Source organism: uncultured Brachyspira sp. (assembly GCF_944388875.1).
Classification (GTDB): Bacteria; Spirochaetota; Brachyspiria; order Brachyspirales; family Brachyspiraceae; genus Brachyspira.
In genome coordinates this window covers 1-20707 of sequence record NZ_CALXKQ010000008.1, presented here as the reverse complement: position 1 = coordinate 20707, position 20707 = coordinate 1, and the positions used below count along the sequence as shown (strand labels likewise).

Annotated in this window: 23 protein-coding genes; 11 read left to right on the top strand and 12 right to left on the bottom strand. The window is 27.7% G+C overall.

The genetic code is table 11. The annotated features are described in order from the left end of the window. Positions 1 to 6: 6 nt before the first annotated feature. Both pyrB and Q0J69_RS06785 read left to right on the top strand, forming a co-directional pair. A complete protein-coding gene (pyrB, locus tag Q0J69_RS06790) occupies positions 7 to 1086 on the top strand; it encodes an aspartate carbamoyltransferase (RefSeq protein ID WP_297205347.1) in 1080 nt (359 codons plus the stop codon). Positions 1087 to 1146: 60 nt separating this feature from the next. Continuing rightward, positions 1147 to 2361 carry a dihydroorotase family protein gene (locus Q0J69_RS06785; RefSeq protein WP_297205344.1) on the top strand — a complete coding sequence of 405 codons (1215 nt, stop codon included), beginning with the start codon at positions 1147 to 1149 and terminating at the stop codon, positions 2359 to 2361. A 70-nt stretch (positions 2362 to 2431) separates the two neighbouring features. Here Q0J69_RS06785 and saoL read toward each other — a convergent pair whose 3' ends face one another. The 9 genes from saoL to saoT are packed head-to-tail and all read right to left on the bottom strand — an operon-like array spanning position 2432 to position 8889. Beyond that, positions 2432 to 3052: a MerB-like organometallic lyase SaoL gene (gene saoL / locus Q0J69_RS06780; RefSeq protein WP_297205503.1), complete on the bottom strand. Its 621-nt coding sequence runs from the start codon at positions 3050 to 3052 to the stop codon at positions 2432 to 2434. Between the two features lie 13 nt (positions 3053 to 3065). Then, a complete protein-coding gene (gene saoD / locus Q0J69_RS06775) occupies positions 3066 to 3398 on the bottom strand; it encodes a DsrE-related protein SaoD (protein WP_020003905.1) in 333 nt (110 codons plus the stop codon). Between the two features lie 49 nt (positions 3399 to 3447). Continuing rightward, positions 3448 to 4221: an ABC transporter ATP-binding protein SaoA gene (gene saoA, locus Q0J69_RS06770; RefSeq protein WP_297205340.1), complete on the bottom strand. Its 774-nt coding sequence runs from the start codon at positions 4219 to 4221 to the stop codon at positions 3448 to 3450. Then, a complete protein-coding gene (gene saoP / locus Q0J69_RS06765) occupies positions 4208 to 5035 on the bottom strand; it encodes an ABC transporter permease subunit SaoP (protein WP_297205338.1) in 828 nt (275 codons plus the stop codon). The genes saoA and saoP overlap by 14 nt, the downstream gene beginning before the upstream one ends. Next, on the bottom strand, positions 4987 to 5811 hold the full coding sequence (saoB, locus tag Q0J69_RS06760) for an ABC transporter substrate-binding (seleno)protein SaoB (RefSeq protein ID WP_297205336.1): 825 nt from the start codon (positions 5809 to 5811) through the stop codon (positions 4987 to 4989). The genes saoP and saoB overlap by 49 nt, the downstream gene beginning before the upstream one ends. 36 nt (positions 5812 to 5847) lie before the next feature. Beyond that, positions 5848 to 7017, bottom strand: coding sequence for an ABC transporter substrate-binding subunit SaoX (gene saoX / locus Q0J69_RS06755; RefSeq protein WP_297205334.1), 1170 nt, complete (start codon positions 7015 to 7017; stop codon positions 5848 to 5850). 42 nt (positions 7018 to 7059) lie between these two features. Then, positions 7060 to 7509 carry a Cys-Cys-COOH (seleno)protein SaoC gene (gene saoC / locus Q0J69_RS06750; RefSeq protein WP_297205332.1) on the bottom strand — a complete coding sequence of 150 codons (450 nt, stop codon included), beginning with the start codon at positions 7507 to 7509 and terminating at the stop codon, positions 7060 to 7062. Then, complete coding sequence (saoE, locus tag Q0J69_RS06745; RefSeq protein WP_297205330.1) at positions 7503 to 8609, bottom strand: efflux transporter SaoE; 1107 nt, start codon at positions 8607 to 8609, stop codon at positions 7503 to 7505. Before saoE ends, saoC begins: the two co-directional genes overlap by 7 nt. A gap of 22 nt (positions 8610 to 8631) precedes the next feature. Next, a complete protein-coding gene (gene saoT / locus Q0J69_RS06740) occupies positions 8632 to 8889 on the bottom strand; it encodes a thioredoxin-like (seleno)protein SaoT (protein WP_297205328.1) in 258 nt (85 codons plus the stop codon). A 525-nt stretch (positions 8890 to 9414) separates the two neighbouring features. On the opposite strand from saoT, the gene Q0J69_RS06735 reads away from it, so the two are divergent. After that, a complete protein-coding gene (locus Q0J69_RS06735; protein ID WP_297205326.1) occupies positions 9415 to 10185 on the top strand; it encodes a biotin--[acetyl-CoA-carboxylase] ligase in 771 nt (256 codons plus the stop codon). A gap of 26 nt (positions 10186 to 10211) precedes the next feature. Beyond that, complete coding sequence (locus tag Q0J69_RS06730) at positions 10212 to 10445, top strand: hypothetical protein (protein ID WP_297205325.1); 234 nt, start codon at positions 10212 to 10214, stop codon at positions 10443 to 10445. Positions 10446 to 10733: 288 nt separating this feature from the next. Here Q0J69_RS06730 and htpG read toward each other — a convergent pair whose 3' ends face one another. Next, the gene (gene htpG, locus Q0J69_RS06725) at positions 10734 to 12656 is read right to left on the bottom strand and encodes a molecular chaperone HtpG (RefSeq protein WP_297205323.1); all 1923 of its coding nucleotides are present in this window, start codon (positions 12654 to 12656) and stop codon (positions 10734 to 10736) included. 289 nt (positions 12657 to 12945) lie between these two features. Here htpG and Q0J69_RS06720 point away from each other — a divergent pair, with 289 nt between their 5' ends. From Q0J69_RS06720 to Q0J69_RS06710, 3 genes are all read left to right on the top strand, one after another. Further along, a complete protein-coding gene (locus Q0J69_RS06720) occupies positions 12946 to 13290 on the top strand; it encodes a hypothetical protein (RefSeq protein ID WP_297205321.1) in 345 nt (114 codons plus the stop codon). Between the two features lie 200 nt (positions 13291 to 13490). Beyond that, a complete protein-coding gene (locus tag Q0J69_RS06715) occupies positions 13491 to 14294 on the top strand; it encodes a DnaJ domain-containing protein (RefSeq protein WP_297205319.1) in 804 nt (267 codons plus the stop codon). A 15-nt stretch (positions 14295 to 14309) separates the two neighbouring features. Beyond that, positions 14310 to 15230 carry a vWA domain-containing protein gene (locus Q0J69_RS06710; protein ID WP_297205318.1) on the top strand — a complete coding sequence of 307 codons (921 nt, stop codon included), beginning with the start codon at positions 14310 to 14312 and terminating at the stop codon, positions 15228 to 15230. Between the two features lie 66 nt (positions 15231 to 15296). On the opposite strand, the gene Q0J69_RS06705 is transcribed toward Q0J69_RS06710, so the two are convergent. Together Q0J69_RS06705 and Q0J69_RS06700 are read right to left on the bottom strand one after the other, a co-directional pair. After that, positions 15297 to 16421, bottom strand: coding sequence for a hypothetical protein (locus Q0J69_RS06705; protein WP_297205316.1), 1125 nt, complete (start codon positions 16419 to 16421; stop codon positions 15297 to 15299). Positions 16422 to 16461: 40 nt separating this feature from the next. Continuing rightward, entirely contained in the window at positions 16462 to 17160 is a 699-nt protein-coding gene (locus tag Q0J69_RS06700; RefSeq protein ID WP_297205315.1) for a DUF554 domain-containing protein, read from the bottom strand. 123 nt (positions 17161 to 17283) lie between these two features. On the opposite strand from Q0J69_RS06700, the gene Q0J69_RS06695 reads away from it, so the two are divergent. From Q0J69_RS06695 to Q0J69_RS06680, 4 genes are all read left to right on the top strand, one after another. Continuing rightward, positions 17284 to 18267 carry a hypothetical protein gene (locus Q0J69_RS06695; RefSeq protein WP_297205313.1) on the top strand — a complete coding sequence of 328 codons (984 nt, stop codon included), beginning with the start codon at positions 17284 to 17286 and terminating at the stop codon, positions 18265 to 18267. Positions 18268 to 18287: 20 nt separating this feature from the next. Then, positions 18288 to 18581 carry a hypothetical protein gene (locus Q0J69_RS06690; RefSeq protein WP_297205311.1) on the top strand — a complete coding sequence of 98 codons (294 nt, stop codon included), beginning with the start codon at positions 18288 to 18290 and terminating at the stop codon, positions 18579 to 18581. 12 nt (positions 18582 to 18593) lie between these two features. Then, positions 18594 to 19475 (top strand): leucine-rich repeat domain-containing protein, encoded by an 882-nt coding sequence (locus Q0J69_RS06685; RefSeq protein WP_297205309.1) that lies wholly within the window; start codon positions 18594 to 18596, stop codon positions 19473 to 19475. Positions 19476 to 19604: 129 nt separating this feature from the next. After that, positions 19605 to 20707 (top strand): ankyrin repeat domain-containing protein (locus Q0J69_RS06680; RefSeq protein WP_297205307.1); only part of this gene is annotated, 1103 nt, incomplete at its 3' end.

Here is a 20707-nt window from a genome sequence, read left to right as displayed (position 1 = left end):
AAAACAATGAAAAACTTTATATCTATCAAAGAGTTATCAAAAGATGAAATTATTGAGGTATTGGATGTAGCTAAAAAACTAGATAACACTGATAGTGAAAAGAGAAGAAAAATGATGGAAGGAAAAATAATGACTAGCATATTCTTTGAACCTTCCACAAGAACAAGATTATCATTTACTTCTGCAGCATACAAAATGGGATGTCAGGTATTAGGCTTTGATAACCCTGATATAAGCTCTATAAAAAAAGGAGAATCATTAAGAGATACTATAATAATGGTTTCTGCTTATTCTGATGTTATAGTTATGCGTCATAATATTGACGGTGCTGCTAAATTTGCTGAAGAAGTTACTGACTGCCCTATTATCAATGGAGGAGATGGAGCTAATGAACACCCTAGCCAAACTTTACTTGATTTATATACTTTAAGAGATGAGCTTGGAAGTCTTGAAAATAAAAAAGTAGCATTCGTAGGAGATACTAAATATGGAAGAACGGTTCATTCATTATCAAAAGCATTAATGATGTTTAATGGAGAGTTTTATTTCATATCACCTGATATTATACAAATACCTGATTATATATTAAAGGAACTAGATCAAGCAGGAACAAAATATAAAAAACTTAATAAATACGAAGAAATATTAAAAGATATAGACTGCCTATATATGACTAGAATACAAAGAGAAAGATTCGATGATCCTAATGAATATGAAAAAGTAAAACATGCTTTTAATATATCAAGAGAAACTATACTTGGAAAATGTAAAGATAATATGATAATAATGCATCCTCTTCCTAGAGTTGATGAAATAAGCATAGATTTGGATGATACAAAACATGCTAAATATTTTATACAAGCTAGAAATGGTGTTCCTACAAGAATGGCTATGATATCGCTTGCTACTGGAATTATAGAATCAAAGGCTAAAAAGAAAGATATTGATTATGAACTAATAGAAAATAAAAATGTAGTTTGTACCAATAAAAAATGTGTTACTCATTTTGAAGAAACAAAAAATAAAGTTGCTAGAAGAAGCTATGGTGATTTCTGCTACTACTGCAATAAAGAAATTGAAAAATAAATAAATAAGATATATGGATTATATTTAAATAATATAATCCATATAAAAAGATTAAAAACTATGATAATAAAAAATGCCAAAATTATAAATAATGACAAAATAGTTTCTATCATAATAGAAAATGAAATAATAAAAAAAATAGATGCTGATAATAATTTTTCAATATATAAAGATAATAATATAATAGATGCAAATTATAATTATGTACTATGCGGCATAATAGATCCTCATACTCACATGAGAGATCCAGGGCTTACTCATAAAGAAGATTTTAATTCTGGAAGCAAGGCTGCTGCCAGAGGAGGAGTCACAGTATTTTTTGATATGCCTAATACTATACCAAATACTATTTCAAAGGAAAACCTTATTGCCAAAAAATCAATGATGATTGGGAAATCTTATGTTGATTATGGTTTTCATTTTGGAGGAAGTAAGTCTGATAATAGTGATGACATAAAAGATGTAATTAATGTATCTGCTTCTACAAAAATTTTCTTTAATGCCTCTACTGGAAATATGCTTGTAGAAAATGATAAAGTATTAGAAAAATTATTTGAAAGCTCAAAAATAGTAACAGTTCATGCTGAAGATAAAATGGTTGATAAAGCAATTAATATAGCCAAAGCAACAAAGACACCGTTATATTTATGCCATTTATCATTAGCAAGTGAAATTGATTCATTAAAAAGGGCTAAAGATTCTGGAATGATAATATATGGAGAAGCTACACCCCATCATTTATTTTTAAATACTGAAGATGTAAATAAAAATGAAAAAAATAAAATGCTTCTTAGAATGAAACCAGAATTAAGAGAAAAATCAGACAATAAAGCTTTATGGGATGCTGTATTAGACGGCACAATAGATACAATAGGGACGGATCATGCTCCCCACTTGATAAGCGAAAAACTAGAAAAACTTACATTCGGTGTTCCTTCTGTAGAACATTCATTAGAATTAATGCTTAAAAAAGTAAATGACGGTACTATAGATTTAAAACTTCTTACAAAAATAATGAGTGAAAATGCATCTAAAATATTTGCTGTAAAAAATAAAGGACTGCTTAAAGAAAATTATGATGCTGATTTGGTTATAATAGATTTAAATGACAGATCAGAAATAGAACAAAAAGATATAATCACAAAAGCAGGCTGGTCCCCTTATATAGGTTTTGAAAGAGGCGGAAAAGTATTAACTACAATAGTACGCGGAAATATAGCTTATAATAAAGGCATATTCTCAGATAAATGTATTGGAAAGGAAATAGAATATTAAAAGTGTGTGATAGATATTAAAAAAAGCTAATATCTATCACAATAAATATATAATTAATTTTAAGGAAATGTTATAATCTAAATATGGCTGTTGCTACTTTAAAAGCAGTTTCTAAGTCTAAAAGATATATTGTATTATTATCTACATCCTGCCCTTTAAGCCATTCATTCATATCATTCTTTGACCCAAAGAAATTCATAATATTTCAGCATGTACTAGCCCAATTCTTATTTTTATTCAAATCAACATGAATTACATGAATATCCTTAGGATAATATTCGGCTATTTGTCTATCTTTAATTTTAACAAATATTTTATTTCCAGTTTGGCTGCATACAGAATTGATTTCAGTATCCTGATGAAATAAACTATAAGAACCAAGTGCATCTATTGCACACATAGAACAGAACTCTCTGCCGTCAGCAAGTTTTACTCTGTGATTGGTTTCCATAGCAGATACAGGATAAAGAAAAGCCACATCATTTCCACTCATAGTTATAATTTCTTTTTCTATTAAAGTTCTGTATAATTCTTCATCGCCGCATATCTTTATAGCTTCGTCTTCTGAAATAGTGCATCCAGTATCTATAACTCTATTCATTAATCTCAATCTGGCATTTTGTATATCCTCAGACAGATTATGATACTTATCTGATACACCATATTTATCCATAAAATTTGAATCAAACATCATAAACAAATCCTTATAAAGTTATAACCTGCTCAACCCCGCTTCCTTCCAAAGCCTTATATAAGTCTGGGAAACAACCTATACAAGCACCATCAATGAGTTTGTCATCGATACCCCTCTCTATAGCACATATATTGCATGCCATAAGAAGAATTTTTTTGCTTTCCAATACTTTTGCAAGTCTATCTCCTACACTGCTTCCTTTAGTTAGCAAAAAAGTATTGTCAGCAAAGAACATCATACCTACAACCTCAGCTCCATGCTTATCATTTAAAAGCTGAGGTACTATCATTTTATCCAAAATCATATGTGAATTTTGGCTGCTAAAAATATAAGCTACTTTCATTTGTTTTACTCCTATAAAATATTTATATGTTAAAGAAAACTACTTATATTTAAACAGGCACTTTATTGATAAAAGCCTTTTTAACACTATTAGTAAGTTCTCTAACAGCTTCTATATACTGGGAACTATCTCTCTCCCTAGGATGTTTAATACCTATCCTTATATCAGCAACGATCTCCCCCTTATTCAAACTCATAACTATAACTCTATCGCTCATATAAACTGCTTCAGACACATCATGAGTAACCATAAGTATAGTGCTGTTGCTTTCTTTAACTAATTGTAAAAGCTCATTTTGCATATGTTCTCTCATCTGCAAATCTATTGCACCAAGAGGCTCATCTAAAAGCAGTATCTTAGGGTTAGGTGCCAATGCCCTTACAACAGCTACCCTCTGCTGCATACCTCCAGAAAGCGATATAGGATATTTCTTTTCATGTCCTTTAAGATGCGACATTTCAAGAAGCTCCTCTAATCTTTTTTTCTTCTCTTCTCTAGTCATCTTTGAAAATTTTAAAGGATAGAGTATATTCTTTTCAACATTCATCCATGGGAACAAAGCATAATTTTGAAAAACATATCCTCTCTCGGAAGAAGGCTTTTCTATTTTGTTTCCTTCAAGCAATACCTCTCCTGAAGTAGTACTTTGGAAACCTCCTATTATAGTTAAAAGAGTAGTTTTTCCGCATCCTGAAGGACCAAGTAATGTAACAAATTCTCCCTTTTCTATTTTAAAGTTAATATCTTTCAAAACCTCAACTTCAGGAGATTTTTTTGAAGTTTTAAAAGATTTGCATACATTATTTACCTCAAGAATTGCCATTTTTAAATCTCCAAGAAGTAAGCAGTTTTTCTAAAATAATTAATATTCTATCCATACTAAAACCGATTATGGCAGATACTATCATAAGAGCATAAAGTTTTGGAGTTTCAAGTCTTTGCTGAGCTTCAACTAATATAAATCCAAACCCCTTACTTGTAGCTATAAACTCCGCACATATAACACTCATCCATCCTAATCCTAAAGCAAGCCTGCATCCCGTCAGAAATGCAGGCAAAGCACCAGGCAATATTATATCAAGCATTATATCTATATTTTTAGCCCCCATACTTCTTGCAGCATTGATATAGTTAGGATCTATTCCTCTAACTCCGTCTATAGTATTGATTATAAGAGGAAATATTGCACTCATAGTTATTAAAAATATAGTAGGTCCGTCGCCAAGACCAAACCATACTATAGCTAAAGGTATCCAAGCCATTATAGGTACTTGTCTTATAGAGTTTATTATAGGCGAAATGGCTAATAGTATAGGCTTAGAATACCCCATAAAAAGCCCAAGCGGCAAACCTATTAAACAAGCTATAAGAAATCCTCTGAATACCCTCTCTAATGTTATAAGTAAATTTTTAACCGTATAAGGATCTACCCAAGATTTAAAAAACTCTTTACAAGTTGTAATAAAATCTGGAAGAAGCAAATTATTATCTATCTTTTTAGCAAGAAAATACCAAACTATCATTATAAATATAAGCACAGAAACACTGTAAAATTTCATAAAAATACTATTTCCAGCATTTCCCAAATTTATAACTCTGCTTTTATTTTGCGGAACTTGACTCCCATTGTTTTCCATATATTCATTTCTCCTTCAGAATTTGAAATATCTAAATAACTAATAAGTACATTGGACAATATAGTATCATTTTCAATATCATCAACTGCCTCATTATAAACTTTTATGAAATTATTAAGAATAACAGTGTCTTTCAATTTTTTTGATGCAACAAGATAATAATCAGCCTTATCCGTATCTATTTTTTTAAATCTAGTATTCTTAGTTTTTAAAGCCAATATAATATCAATAAAAATAGCATCAACAGTTTTCTTTTCCAAAGCATAAGGTAAAGCTGTAGCCAACATAGGATAATAATTAGAATTGGAATATCTTTCTTTTAATAAAGCTTCCTGCAATAATCTCTTATTCATATATCCAATATTTTTAGGTTCTATATTTTTATCATAATTTTCATCATAATATACTAAAACATTAGAACCATTAACTATAGAATCAACTATATAATAGTTAGTATCTATAGATATTAACTGAAATGCAGCATCAGGACATAATACTGCCATATCAACTCTTCCAGATATAAAAGCAAATTCAGCCTGAGAACCGCAGCAGTCTAAAAACTGTATATAATCAACATCAGATAATTCTATATTAGAATCTTTATCATTTATAATATAGTCAAACAGCATCCCTGAAGCATCATTACCGCATGCTATTGTCATCTTATCCTTTTTACTGCCCAAATTATTCTTATAATTTTGAAATAAAATGAAGCATAATATAAAAATCATGGTAAATATAATAACATATTTATTACCTTTTATTATATGCTTCATCTTTTACCTTTATTTATTAATCACTATATATAATAATCAAACTTTAGGTTCTTCTTTTATGTTATCTACTTCTACAGCTTTAGCTCTCCATTCTTTATAACTCATACCAAGAGGGAATATAGGATCAACTTCTTCTTTTATAAATTCATCAAAATCTCTAGCACCGCAATTATCAAAGTATGATAAATCTATATAATCATCTATATCAAGAGAGTTAATATCATCTCTTACACCTAATCTCCTCATAGTTTTCATTTGATTATGAACATAATCTCTGTTTAATTTCCAAGTAATAGTTCTTCCTTCCTCATTGAGTTTTTTCCATAAAGTCATAAGACCAACTTCCAAAGGAACATTATAATTTTCAGCAAATATTTGAGCTGCTTTATAAGGATGAAGATACATATATTCTATAGACATAGCATGAGCAAGAAGTATGCGTTCAGCCAATTTTGGGTGAGCTTTTGCAAAGTTATAATTCATACAAACTTTACAGCAAGTTCCATGTCCGTCTATTTCTCTGTCAGTATTTTGTCTTTTTAATACTTTTCCTGTATCTTCGTATTCAGCCATAGAACCCCAAGGATCGCAGGCACCATAGCCGTCTAATTGACCTAATTTAAATGCAAAATAAGCATCAGAATCGCTCATAGAGAAGTTTTCATAATAAGTAATATCTCTAGGTATATTTAACTGCTCTGACCATTCTGCCCAGTTTAAATTTTGTGTTTCAGGATTAGCACCCATAGATATTCTTTTGTTTAATAAGTCCTCTGGTTTTTGAATATCTTTAGAAACAACAAAATACTCAGCACCGCCTGTATGATTTTCTGCCGCTATAAAAAGAGGTACTTTATTCTTTACAGCATTCAATGTAGTAGCAAAACCAGCATAAGCCATATCCATCTGTCCAGCACTCATAGCTTCAGGAACATTTCCATTACCTGTAACTGTAACATTCAATCCTAATGCTTTATATATTCCAGTATCTTCTCCTACACAAGCAGCAGTCATGTGATCGCAATTATAATAGCCCAAATTAATTTTATATTTTTTATCTTCATCACTTAATTCTTCCAAATTATAATCAGCAACTATAGCCTGTACATCTTCAGGTATTTGAGCTGCATCTTTAGATGAATTATCACCGCTTCCGCATGAAACAGCAAATATCATCATTAAAAAGATAATCATACTTTTTTTCATTATTGTTCTCCTTAAAAAATTAATTATATATATTTTAAAAATTTAACAGCAGTTTTCCATTCCATTTTCAAATAAACTTATAAACACTCCATTTTCAAGCCTGTAAACAGCAAAACCTATATGAGCACCCTTCTGACCAGATACCAAAATTTCATTAGGTACTTTTTCATCAATATTATAGAATTTGATAATATAGTTTTCTATTGGTGCAGGTATTGGATCAGTCATCAATATCTTACCATTAGAGTCCTTATATATTCCTACTAATTTATTTGAATATTCTGATTCCCTATAAATTATTATCAAATCATCTATATCATCTCCGCTGAAATCTCCCTCCAAAAAAGTCAGCAACTCTTTGTCAGCATATTTATTTATATAAACTTGATAAAGATCATTATTATTTATTCCATCAGCACTTTTGATATTCTCTGTTCTATTATTACAAGATATCAGTATAAAAATAAATAAAGTACACAATATTTTCAACATTGAACTTGTTTTTCCCTATTTACTAATACCTTTATCTTCTTTATAAAAATCATAAACCATGAATATAAGCCCATAAATAACACTATAATTGCACATACATTTTTAAACCAATTGGGGAAAGTAATATTAATATTATTGGCTATTTCCATTTGCTTTTGGGAATTTGATAAATCAAAGATGGGCGTAAAATTGTCCGTTAATAAAATATTTGTAATGTAACCTATCAAGATACCAAAAAAAAGCATAGAAACGAGATATATGATTAAAGTCCTTTTACCTATGAGCTTATACATGCTAATTAATTCAGAGATATTTGTGGCAACTCCTGTAATTAAAAATGTTATTGCCACACCTGGAGAAGCCCCAGCAGATATTAATGCTGCAATTAATGGTATATGACCTAAAGCACATACATACATTATACAGCCTACTGCTGTTATACCCAATATTGACACTAATTTAGGATTACTTAAATACTGCATAACAAATGACTGAGGTACAATCGTTATTAAAATAGTTCCAAATAAAGTGCCTATCAATATAAATCTGCTGATTTCTATTCCAAGATTATTAAACCCCCATAAAACACCATTGTACAGTTTTTTATACCATGGAGTTTTATCAACATAAGTTTGTTCAGGAATTTTAATATTCATACTTTGCAATTTTAAAACTTCAGGAGCTATTAATTCTTTACCACCAAAAGTGTTTCCTAATATTCCTATAATTATAGGGAGCAATATCCCGCATAATATATATATAAAAGTAATCTCTTTACCTAACATAGCAAATGACATTATTATTGCAGCAGGGTTTATTATTGGTGTTGCCACCAAAAAAGAAAGAGTAGGTCCTAAATAAGCACCTGTTCTATATAAACTTAATGCTAAAGGCAAAACTCCGCAGCTGCATATCGGTAAAATAGCACCCGATATTGTTGTTTTTAATAAAGAGGATATCTTTTTATTTCCTATTGATTTTTGTAATACTTGAGGACGTACAAAAGCATGTATTATACCAGATAATAATAAACTTATAATAATCCATTCAGAACTTATAAGAAGAAAGTCCCAAAATACATACAAAAAACGCATAAGCATATTATTCTATATCAATCCTCGTTTATAAAGCTTCTACAGCTTTTTTTATCTCTTTTTCTATTAATTTTTTGCTTAATACATCATATCTATCTTTTCCATTTATAATTAATGTGCCTCTGTCTACCATTCCATATTTCTCTAAATAATCAAAGTCTTTGCCTGCATAATATAATTTTACTTCAATCTTACCATCATACTCTTTTTGAAGTTCATTTAAATATGATGAATAACCATCGCAAGTAGGACATGTATTTATAAATTCTACTAATACTTTAGACATATAAAAAACCTCTAATAAAATATTAAATTCATAAAACAAATTGTTTATTATTTTAATTACTTATGATTATTAATAGATGTAAAAATGGAATATACGCACGGTATATTATAGAGAACGAATCTCGGGAAAAGTATCCTGATTTAAGAAAATTATTAATCGAAAATTATTAATTAAATACATATTATCACCCTATGCCTATATTATATATTAATAAAAAATAAAGTAAAGTATGTTAATCATTTTTTATAACTATTTTTTATATATTGTAAGCTATTTATTAAAATAAAATACTTGCTTTGTGATTCAATTTTTATATTTCCTACATATATAATATTAGATATTGATAATATATAAAAAATAATAACATAACTCATTTAAATTATTTATAACTAATCTTTTTGCGATTCAAATAAGCATACTAATTAAAACTATTGAAAGAGATGCTTTTTTATATCTTATATTATTAGCATAAAAATAAAGTTATCATAATATTGATATAAAGTTTTTTTAATGTATAATACTATTATGGAAGTTAACATATTTACAAACGGTTTGAAAAGTAAAATATACGGAAAAAATACTATATTATTTGAATCATTAGAAAGTACAAATAAAAAAATGATAGAAGATTTAAATAATAAAATAATATTAGATGAAGGAACCGTTTATATAGCATTAAAGCAGACATCAGGTAAAGGCAGTTACGGAAATGCATGGCAGTCTGATAATAATTTAGGATTATGGTTCAGCGTGCTTGTATATTCTCCATTTAAAAAAGAAGCATTAAGTTTTTTGCCAGGTATTGCTTTGAGTAAATATTTAAGAGAAAAATATAATATAGATGCCCATGTTAAATGGCCTAATGATGTTTTAGTTGGAAATAAAAAAATATCAGGAACACTTATACAAGTTACACCAATAGATAACAATAAAAATGCATGTATAATAGGTACTGGTGTTAATCTATACCATAAAAAGGATGATTTTCCTGATGATATACGTGATAAGGCAGTTTCATTATTCATAGAAACAAATAAAAAAACTGAAATAGAAAATTTTTATAAAGATTTAATTTATTATTTTGAAGAAATATATACTAGCAGTAAAAGTTTAACAGAATACTTTAGAATATACAGTAAAATGATTGGTAAAACTATAAAAGCTGTAAAAGATAAAGAAGAAATAGAAGCAATAGTAAAAGATATTACAGAAGAAGGATATTTAATAGTGGAAGTTGATAATAAAACTGAAACTTGGATATCAAGAGCTTCTTTAGATATAGATACAAATTATTAAAAAAATTAATTAATGGATGTAAATATATGAGAAAACCGATACCATACAAAAAACCAGAAGAGAAGAAACCAACTGATAAAAAAAGAATAATATTTCTCGTTATAGTAGAGATAATAGCTATTATATTGGCTATAGTTACAACTGCTATTATATCATTATTATTCGGAATCACGCCATATATAAGTGCGGGTATAAGTGCTGTTATATTAGTGGTATTCAGCATATTTATAGCTAGGGAGTTTCTTTTGGATAAAAAGTGATAGTAAAAAAATTACCTACCATATTAAAATGGGGTTTATATGGTAGGCACTTAAGAAAACATATGATAAAAAATAAAAACAATCTGATATATAGTATACGATGTATGGAATTATTGTCAATAGTTAAATTTAATTTATATAAATAAAATTATGAAAACGATAACTATAAAAATAATATAATAATACATTTCATACATTCAATATATAGTAAACTATTTTTTTAATATAGCATACTATAAAAAAAGGGACTGCTTTAACAGCAATCCCTTTTATTTTATAACAATTAAATTACAATTTAAGCATTAATTTACTCATTCTGCCTGCAAATAGTTTAGGGTCTTCAAGAGGAAGTCCTTCAAGTATGCATGCTTCATCATATAAAAGCTCGCTGTACTCTTTGAATAAATCAGATATTTTATTTGCATTATATTCTTTCTCTATTGCTTTGAAAACTTCATGTGAAGTATTAATTTCAAGCACTCTTTCTGGCTTCATACCAAATATATTGTTACCAGTTTCAGCAAGAACTTTAGCCATATTAAAACTTATAGAATTTTCTTTATTAGACAAACAAACCACACTTTCTTTAAGCCTATCAGTTTCTCTAACCTCTGCTACCCTATTTTCGCCTAGAACCTCTTTTATAGCGTTAAGTACATCTTTATTAGCAGAATCTTCATTATCATCTTTATTTTCAGCACTTTTTTCATCAGCCTGAAGTATGGAATGAAGTTTAGTACCATCAAATTCCCTCATCATGCTTACCATAAACTCATCTACTCTGTCTGTAAAATATAAAACTTCATAACCTTTATCTTTCATGCCTTCCATGTGAGGTAATTTTTCTATTGCCGATTTATCTTTAGCAGCAGCATAATATATAAACTCCTGACCTTCTTTCATTCTTGATTTATATTCTGCTAATGTAGTATATTCGCCTTCTGCTGTGTTAGAAGATTCAAATAATAAAAGATTAGCAAGTTTATCTTTTTTACTGAAATCAGAATATATGCCTATTTTTATAGACTCTCCAAACTCCTTGAAAAAACTTTCATATCTTTTTCTATCATTTTTAAGTATATTTTCCAAAGCCTCGAGAACTTTCTTTTCAACATTAGATGCTATTCTCTTTAATTGAGTACTATGCTGTAAAATCTCTCTTGAAATATTGAGTGAAAAATCTGGAGAATCAACCAATCCTCTTACAAATTTTAAATACTCAGGAAGCAAGTCTTTACATTTACTCATTATAAATACATTTCTTGAATAAAGTTCAAGTCCTCTTTCAAAATCAGGATGAAGGAAATTAAAAGGTGCTTTTGAAGGTATAAACAAAAGTGCTGTATACTCTATAGTACCTTCTGCTCTAGTATGTATAACCTCAAAAGGATCAGCATAATCATGGAAATGCTCTTTATAAAACTCATTATACTCTTCTAGTTTAACATCATTTTTAGATTTCTGCCATATACTTATCATAGAGTTAATAGTTTTCTCTTCATACTGCTGAATATCTTTCTCATCTTTTTTAGGTATAGGCATATCCATAACTATAGGATAATGAACATAATTAGAATATTTATGTATTAAACGCTCTAATGTATATTTATTGCAGTAATCATCATCAACAAATCCATCTTCTTCTAATTTTTCATCTTTGCCTTTTAATTTTAATATTATCTTAGTTCCTCTATCCTGCTTATCAATATCTTCTATAGAATAAGAACCATCTCCGCTGCTCTCCCAACGTACGCCTTTCTCACTATCAACATGTTTTGTTTCTATTACAATATTATCAGCAACCATAAAAGCAGAGTAAAAACCAACTCCGAACTGCCCTATTAAATCGATTCCGCTTTCTTTAGATGCTTCCTTATCCTTTTGTATTCTTTCCAAAAACGCTTTAGTGCCGCTTCTTGCAATAGAGCCTATATTATTGATAACATCCTCTCTTGTCATACCTATACCGTTATCCTGAATGGTTAGAGTTCTGTTTTGCTCATCCGTATCTATTTTTATTCTTAAATTATCTATATCAGTATATTTATCGCCGTGAGTTATGGATTCAAATCTGGCCTTATCCAAAGCGTCGCTTGCATTTGAGATAAGCTCTCTTAAAAATATTTCTTTATGAGTGTATATAGAATGCACCATTAAATTTAATATTTGTTTAGTTTCGGCTTCAAAATTTAGTATTTGTTTTTCTGCCATAATATAAACTCCTTCATTTATAAAAAATTCTTTATAGGTTAAAGATTAAATATAAAAGTATTAAAGTGAATATATAAAGTCTAAATATATAAAAGTTAAAAATCAAAAAAGTAAAAAGTCTATGAATATTTTATAATTATAATAAAAATTTAAAAAAAAGCAAATATTTAATAAAATAATAATCAATAAAAAATTAAGATAAATTATATTATATATTAATATATAATATTGATTTTTTTATTTTATTATTTATTATATATAGACTATATAATGGATTATGAGTTATAATATGAGAGGTAATTTAGTAAAGGTATTAATATTCTTAGGAATAATTTTTATTTCCTATACTTTAATTGAATTTAGCATTTTATTATCTATAGTAGTATTTATAGTATCCTCAATTTTATTTATTACAATAATTTCTGAAACAAAAAAATATAGTGCTAAAAATGTTTTATTAGAAATTTTGGCATATTTAGTTGTGATTATTATATCATACAGCATAAGTCAATCTAAAATGTGGTTTGGTATAATATTTTTTGTTGTATCATCATTTGTATTTTTAACAATAGCAATAACCATCAATAAGGAATATGATAATAAAATTAAAGAAAAAAATTTTCTGATGGATTAGATGATGATTCATATTACAAAGATTTTGATATAGGGACGGAAAAAGATTATAAAGATAAAGATAAAGCTGCATCAATATTCAGAAAAATAAAAAAAGAAATAGATAAATTAAGGGAAAAAGAAATAGAATTAGAAAAAAGAGAAAAAGAACTGGAAGAAAAAGAGAGAGATGCCTTAAATAAAGCTGCAGAAGCTGAGGCTATGAAAGAAAAATTAAAAGAAAAAGAGCAAAGAATAGAAGAAATGCTTGAAAAAATAAAAATGGAAGAGGAAGAAGAAACTAAAAAAGATAAAATAGCTGTTACAACTGCAATTAATATAGGCATAAAATTGGTTGAAAAATTCTTAAATAAACTAAAAGACCTAAATGAAAAATATTCTGAAGGTACTCATCTGCATTTTGCTGTTACTCTTTATGAGTTTGGAGAAATAGAGGAAGAATTAAAAAATAATTACAATATTGTAAAGAATAGTATTGAAGAATTTGGATATCCTTTTACTATATGGCTTGAAGAAATTGACAAATATATAAATCTTTATTCTGAAAATAGAGAATACTATGCATATGATAAAGCATACAAAAACTGTTTATTAGCATTAGCCTATTGTTATAGTTATGCTGTTATGATAGATATAATAAAGATACTTGGAAGCGGATCATCTTCAGAAGAAAGCAGAACAGAATATAAAGAAGAAAGTTCATATAGTGATATTCCAGATGAATTTAGAAACGAAGACGGAAGTTTAGTTAATTACTATAAAATTTTATGGGAAGATGAGTATATAGAATCAGAATATGAGAAATATGTAAAATATACAAGAAAAGATATAGACAAGCAATACAAAAAAATGGCAAAAAAATATCATCCTGATAAGCATGCAGATGATAAAGAAAAAGCTGAAGCTAAATTCAAAGAAATACAAAACGCCAAAGATATTTTGTTTGAATATAGAGATAGATATGATGAAATATATTTAGAATATTTTAGAAGAAAATACAAATAATTTTAGGAGATTTATATGTCAGATAAAAAGAAATTAATTATACCAGAATTAAAAAAAGGAAATTTATCCATCAATACAAATAATAAATTAAAATCAGTAAATTTGAATAAGCCTAATATATCTAAAATTTTCAGTGAAGAAAACAGCATAAAAAAAGAAATAGAAAAAAGTACAGCATTTGATTTACTTTTAATAGGAGATCTTACAGGTTCTATGGAAATGTATAGAGAAGTATTAAAAAATAAATTCAAAGAAATTTCAAAAACTTTATTCAAATTAATAAATAATTTACGTATAGGAATAATATTTTATTTAGATCATGGAAGCGGAGATCCATATATAACAAAAATACATGAACTTTCTAAAGATACAAATTCTTTATTTGATTTTATCAAAAATACTCCAAATGGATGCGGAGGTGATGAGGATGAAGCTGTTGAAGATGCTTTATACGATGCTCTTAATATTAATTGGAATAAAGAAGGTATAAAGTCTATAGTCTTATTCGGAGATGCCAAACCTCATAATCCTCATGAATGCCCAGAAAATCTTGATTATTTTCAAATAATGGAAAAACTTTACAAAAATAAAATTGCTGTTAATACGGTTTATTGTGAGAATGCAGATGATGTTGAAAAATTGTATAGAGTTGATATAGGAGATTTTTCTAAAAGACCAGTAAATTTAAATAACGGAGAATTTTTTTCTTGGGCTGCAAATGTTACAGGCGGTATTGCTATTGGCATAAATAATATTGATGACATAGTAGATATAATACAGGCAATGGCAGCAAAAGATGCAGGAAAAATAGATGAATTAGAAAAAGAAGTAAAAAACAATACTGCATCAATAAAAATACCTGTACTTAAAAAAATAAAGGAGCAGTCCACAAAAATAGAAGAAAAGAAAAAAATTCTAGGTATATCAAACAAATAATACAAAAAATATAATTATTTTATAAATAAATGTTTCATATATAAAAAATCAAATACCTTATAATATTTAAGAATTATAATTTTTTATTTTTTCCATCCAATTTTTATATTCTTCATCAGATATTTCATCCAGAATTTTCACATAAGGATTCAATTTTTGATGCACCTTAGAGAAATATTCCATCCCCCATTTTATAGGCTTATTCCACATTCCTTCACTGTCCATAATAATTATATGAGTGCCTTCTATATCAGGTATCTCTTCAGGCGACATATCTCCATATACTATATTATTTAAATCCAATTCGCCATTCTCATCTTCTACATTATACTTTCCGTCTTTTTGAACAGCATAAATTGTATAATACTGCTGATGTGCCTGTGCTTCTACTATTTCTCTAGCATGCTCCTCACCTATTGCTATATTATATACATGTTCATCAAATTCATAATTATCTATTCCATATCTTTTAAGCAAATTTTTCTTATAAAGTTCGCTTTCCAATAAAGTTATAAGATAATATCCATTGCTCATATCTGAAGCTTCTATATAAAAACCTCTTTCCATCTTTGGGGATAATACCAAAATTTTAGTTTTACAGCATGCTTCTATTCCTACATATATATAAGATAATGCATTTATATATGGCTCCAAATATTCAATATGATCTTCAAAATTAAAGCTATTAAAATATTTTCTTAAACTCTGATTGGAACATATTATAGTCATAATAGGTGCAATCATCATATCAATACCTATAAATGCTTCCAATGGCTTATAATCTAATCTATACATAATATCTATATTGATTTTTGCTATATCATCTTCTGTAAGATCATCCTCATCTACATTATATAGCTGTGCTGCATTTTCTATAAATCTGCAGGCATTATCTATATTAGTATAAAATAAATCTATAATTCTCTTTCCAATATCTTCATCAATATTTTTGCAATGATAAAGAAAATGCCCTATAAAATTAGCGGCATAATACGATTTTAATATATCCATATTGCTCAATTCTAAAGAAATTTCTCTGCATATATCTGCCTCTTTTTCAGGATTAATTTTAACATATTCCTTCAAATTTAAAAATTTCTCATTTTGAGATACTAATTTTTTATTTACAACTTCATCAATATTAGATTTTTCTTTAGCATAATCAAGATATTCTTTTACAACACTTTCCATAAATAAATCTCCTAACATTTTTACTATCATACATATTATATCATAAAAATTGAATATATGGTATAAGTAAAACAAGCAATATAGAATAAATTAAAGCAGGCAGAAAATCTCCAGTTTTTATTTTAGCAAGCTTTAGCAAATTAATACCAATCATCATAACAGTAGCACCTCCTACAGCAGAAACTTCTGTAAGCATTGTCTGTGATACATAAGGTTCCAAAAATGATGAAAGTATGGTTAAAGTACCCTGATATAGAAGTATGCTTATTATAGAAAAAGATACTCCGACACCATAAACAGTAGACATAAATATTGCTACAAATCCGTCTATAACGCTCTTAGTAAATATTAAATCATATACTCCCTGAGTACCAGCCTGAAAAGAACCTACTATAGACATAGAGCCTGAACAAAAAAGTATGGATGAAGTTAAAAAACCCAAAGCAAAATTACCTGAATTCTCTTTAAGGGTAAATTTTCTCTTTAAAAACTCTCCGAAATATTCAATTTTTTCCTCAACTCTGATAAAAGTACCAGTTAATCCTCCAAGCATCATGGATATAGCAAATATTAATATATGTTTTGTAGTTATTGCCATCATAATACCTATAGTAAGCGATATAATACCAGCCGATACAAATACGGGACTTTCATATCTTTTGGAAAGTTTATTCTTAAATATAAGCCCTATAAAAGAGCCTATCAATACAGCTGCCATATTAACGAAAACGGCTATCATAATAAATCCTAAAATTTTAATCAGTGATAATATAATACTTGTTTGTATTTTTATCAATAGTACTTTTGTATACCATTGACTATTAATTTTTTTTATATAAACTATAAAGTATCAGGGTTATTTATGTTTAATACGGTTATTTATTTTAATAAAATAAGTAATTTCTATGTTATATTTTCTATAATATTATATTCTTTTATATCATATAACCTATATGCACAAAATAATAATGCAAAACCTACATTTGAAGAATTTATGAATAAGTATTCTGTTTATGATAAATACATAGCAGGTGATATTGATTTTTTAGCAAAAGTCCCATCAATACAAAAACTGTGGGGAAATACATATCAATATATAGAAAATCTAGGCTCAAGTAACTGGATTGCTATAATGAAAGATCCTTCTAAAATATATAGATATACGGATAATAATGATGTTGCTCTTCTCTTGGGAGCTTCAAGCGGATTAGCATATTTATATGAAGGAAATATTGATAAAATGAATACACTTGTAAATAAATTAAAAAGAAAAATAAACATGAACGTAGCTTCTGGTGATAATTACGGACTTATAATCCCTCTTCATTATCCTCTTGGAACTATAGGATTAAGTACGTATGTTAATTTTCAGCTTCCAGACAATAAAATAGAAGGAATTGGATATTGGAATGATATGCTTAATGCTTTAGATCATATACCAATACCATATATACAATTATCTACCCAAATAAACTGCTGGACAGCCCCAATGTCTATAGGGCTTAGATTTGCATTTGCACCAGGATTTAAGGATTTGTACAAACCATTTATAGAAGATATAGAAGTTGATTCTATAGCATATCATGCAGGTTTAGATTTAAAATTTTTTATTTATAGAGATAAATATTTTTTCGTAGATACTAGAGCTGATTTTAATTTTGATATGGGAGAAATTAATTTAAATGTAGCAAACAAAAAATTATTTTTTGAAGTGCCTATAGAGAATGCCGCAAACAGCGGAGTTTTATTTAATTCAAGCACATATATGGGAGGAAAATGGACATCTTTTTCATTGACGCCTAAAATAACAGGCGGATTTAAATTTCAGGAAAAAGTGCCTATATAGATTATTTTGCTATATATGGAATGCTTGGAGTTGATTTAATATATGCATTTTACAATGGCGAATATAATATAAATGTAGGAGATATGTATTTAATATCTCCAAATAATAAAAATGACCCAAATTATATAATAAAAACATCTTATCATGATAAGAATTCAAGCAGCGGACAATATTTTGCTTATGATATAAGAGTTGGACTAAATATAGATATTTTTTATCAGTCATTATCTATTGAATATGCTTTTTTATCAAAGAGTTTTTCAATAATGTTTATGCCGTTTGTATACAGATTTGCAGGCGAACCTGAAATATAGGAGATTTTATATATGAAAAAATATATAGTATTATTATTTTTAATTACATTAACCTCATGTAAAATTAAATTTTTGGAACCTGATGTAATATCTGATATGCCAAATTCATATTATCTTACAAAAGACTATATTGACTTGTCAAATACTGCCTTAACTACACAAGTTATGGATGAATACTTAGCAAATGGAAACGGATATATGCTGTGTTTCTGCGGAAATTTAACAGATGCTATTATAAGAACAATAAAAAATTATATAAATAATTGCGGAAAGGATATTTATCTTGATTTAAAAAACTGCACTGGTTTATCTACAATACCAGAATCTATTTTTTCTGGAGTAAATAATTTGGTAGGTATAAAACTTCCCCATGATACAACTACAATAGGAAAATACTCATTTCAAAACTGCACTAAATTAACAAATGTACGATTACCTTTATCATTAAATTCAATAGGAGATTATTCTTTTAAAAATACAAGAAGCCTAAAAGAAATAGAAATACCTGATTCTTCAATAGCAATGTATCAGGAAACATTTAAAAACTCAGGTTTAGTTCAATTTATAATGTCAGACAGTTTTGAACGTATAGGTATAGAAGCTTTAGGTTCATGTCAAAGTTTAAAAACATTGGTTGTAAATGCCTCTTTTGCTTTATTTAGAATGAATGCATTATCATATTCTTCAAATTTAGAAACAATAATATATTATGGAGATAAAGTAAATACTGTACGATTTGAATCAGGAATATTCAATGGCATACCTGCAAATAAAATAACATTATACCTGCCGAATGTTGTAAAAGGTCAGGCTGATTTTAGTACTTGGGGCGGATACAGCTGGAAAGATATAAAATATAAAGGAGAATTTGATATAAACAGTTTACTGCAGTAATACTTCGAATAATTTTCTATATTAAATTTTACTCTATTGATAAAAAAACATATTTTTAATACTATAATTGAAATTTTAATCATTTTAATTTATTATACAAAAATAACAATACATACAGAGGGTAAAAATATGAAAAATTTTATTTACATTATTTCTATTTTTGTTTTAATAGTTTCGATAATTTCATGCGGCGGCGGTAATAAAAAAAGAGAACAAACAGAAAATACTCAAACTAATCAAACAGAAACTAATAAAGTATATGTTAATCCTACAACTACAAATGAAAATCATAATACAGATATTGATATTAATAAAACTAAACATACTAATGAATATATTCAAGGTACAGAGTTAGATCCTATGCCTACAGGATATAGCAAAATAGATGAAATACTTAATCAATATAAATATAAAGCACCAATATATGAAATATCAAAATTATTAGCAGAGGAAGGACTAGAAGGAAAAATCACTGAAATGACAAATTTTGGTGATAAATATATATATAAAGATTCTACTCCTTTGTTTTTGGCAGTACAATTCGGATACAATGATTTGGCAAAAGAGCTAATAAAAGAAGGTGCTGATGTTAATGCCAGAGCAAGCGATATGGAAACAGAAGATGGTATTGATATGCTTTATTATGCTGTTGAAAATAATAATGTTGAAATGAGTAAAATATTAATTGATGAAGGACTTGATGCAGGCAGAGAATATGGTTATGAATATCCTTATTATTTAACAGATGCTGCAATAAACAATAATAATCTTGATATGCTTAAAATACTTGTACAAAGCGGAGATATTGATTTGGAATCAAGCTTAATTCCTGATGCCATAGAAGAAAATAATATAGAAATGGTTAAATATTTAATATCTATAGGACAAGATGTAAATGCTCAAATATTTGCAGATGGAGGTTGGATTAACTCTCCTATGAAAGTAGCAGCTCAAAATGGCAATATAGAAATAGCTAAACTTTTAATTGATGAAGGTGCCAATTTAAACTCAAGCGATGATTATATATATAATGCAATAGATTATGGTAATTATGATATAGCTAAATTATTAATAGATAATGATGTTTTTAATCTTAATACTAATACAACTATAGAACAAGCTATAGAATTAGCAAAGAAGCAAAAATATTATGAAATGGAAAAATTATTATCAAGCGAAGATTCAAACAATATAGACGGATATGATGAATTAATGAATGCTGTATCTAAAGG

Bases quoted from the DNA above. Each gene is read 5' to 3' on its own strand.
- saoP (WP_297205338.1), bottom strand. From the start codon at position 5,035: ATGGAAAACAATGGGAGTCAAGTTCCGCAAAATAAAAGCAGAGTTATA.
- Q0J69_RS06695 (WP_297205313.1), top strand. From the start codon at position 17,284: ATGTTTAATACGGTTATTTATTTTAATAAAATAAGTAATTTCTATGTT.
- Q0J69_RS06685 (WP_297205309.1), top strand. From the start codon at position 18,594: ATGAAAAAATATATAGTATTATTATTTTTAATTACATTAACCTCATGT.
- saoT (WP_297205328.1), bottom strand. From the start codon at position 8,889: ATGTCTAAAGTATTAGTAGAATTTATAAATACATGTCCTACTTGCGAT.
- saoE (WP_297205330.1), bottom strand. From the start codon at position 8,609: ATGCTTATGCGTTTTTTGTATGTATTTTGGGACTTTCTTCTTATAAGT.
- Q0J69_RS06720 (WP_297205321.1), top strand. From the start codon at position 12,946: ATGAGAGGTAATTTAGTAAAGGTATTAATATTCTTAGGAATAATTTTT.
- Q0J69_RS06705 (WP_297205316.1), bottom strand. From the start codon at position 16,421: ATGGAAAGTGTTGTAAAAGAATATCTTGATTATGCTAAAGAAAAATCT.
- saoB (WP_297205336.1), bottom strand. From the start codon at position 5,811: ATGAAGCATATAATAAAAGGTAATAAATATGTTATTATATTTACCATG.
- Q0J69_RS06700 (WP_297205315.1), bottom strand. From the start codon at position 17,160: ATGATAGCCGTTTTCGTTAATATGGCAGCTGTATTGATAGGCTCTTTT.
- saoC (WP_297205332.1), bottom strand. From the start codon at position 7,509: ATGTTGAAAATATTGTGTACTTTATTTATTTTTATACTGATATCTTGT.
- Q0J69_RS06715 (WP_297205319.1), top strand. From the start codon at position 13,491: ATGAAAGAAAAATTAAAAGAAAAAGAGCAAAGAATAGAAGAAATGCTT.
- saoA (WP_297205340.1), bottom strand. From the start codon at position 4,221: ATGGCAATTCTTGAGGTAAATAATGTATGCAAATCTTTTAAAACTTCA.
- Q0J69_RS06690 (WP_297205311.1), top strand. From the start codon at position 18,288: ATGCTTGGAGTTGATTTAATATATGCATTTTACAATGGCGAATATAAT.
- Q0J69_RS06710 (WP_297205318.1), top strand. From the start codon at position 14,310: ATGTCAGATAAAAAGAAATTAATTATACCAGAATTAAAAAAAGGAAAT.
- Q0J69_RS06735 (WP_297205326.1), top strand. From the start codon at position 9,415: ATGGAAGTTAACATATTTACAAACGGTTTGAAAAGTAAAATATACGGA.
- saoX (WP_297205334.1), bottom strand. From the start codon at position 7,017: ATGAAAAAAAGTATGATTATCTTTTTAATGATGATATTTGCTGTTTCA.
- Q0J69_RS06730 (WP_297205325.1), top strand. From the start codon at position 10,212: ATGAGAAAACCGATACCATACAAAAAACCAGAAGAGAAGAAACCAACT.
- htpG (WP_297205323.1), bottom strand. From the start codon at position 12,656: ATGGCAGAAAAACAAATACTAAATTTTGAAGCCGAAACTAAACAAATA.
- Q0J69_RS06785 (WP_297205344.1), top strand. From the start codon at position 1,147: ATGATAATAAAAAATGCCAAAATTATAAATAATGACAAAATAGTTTCT.
- saoD (WP_020003905.1), bottom strand. From the start codon at position 3,398: ATGAAAGTAGCTTATATTTTTAGCAGCCAAAATTCACATATGATTTTG.
- pyrB (WP_297205347.1), top strand. From the start codon at position 7: ATGAAAAACTTTATATCTATCAAAGAGTTATCAAAAGATGAAATTATT.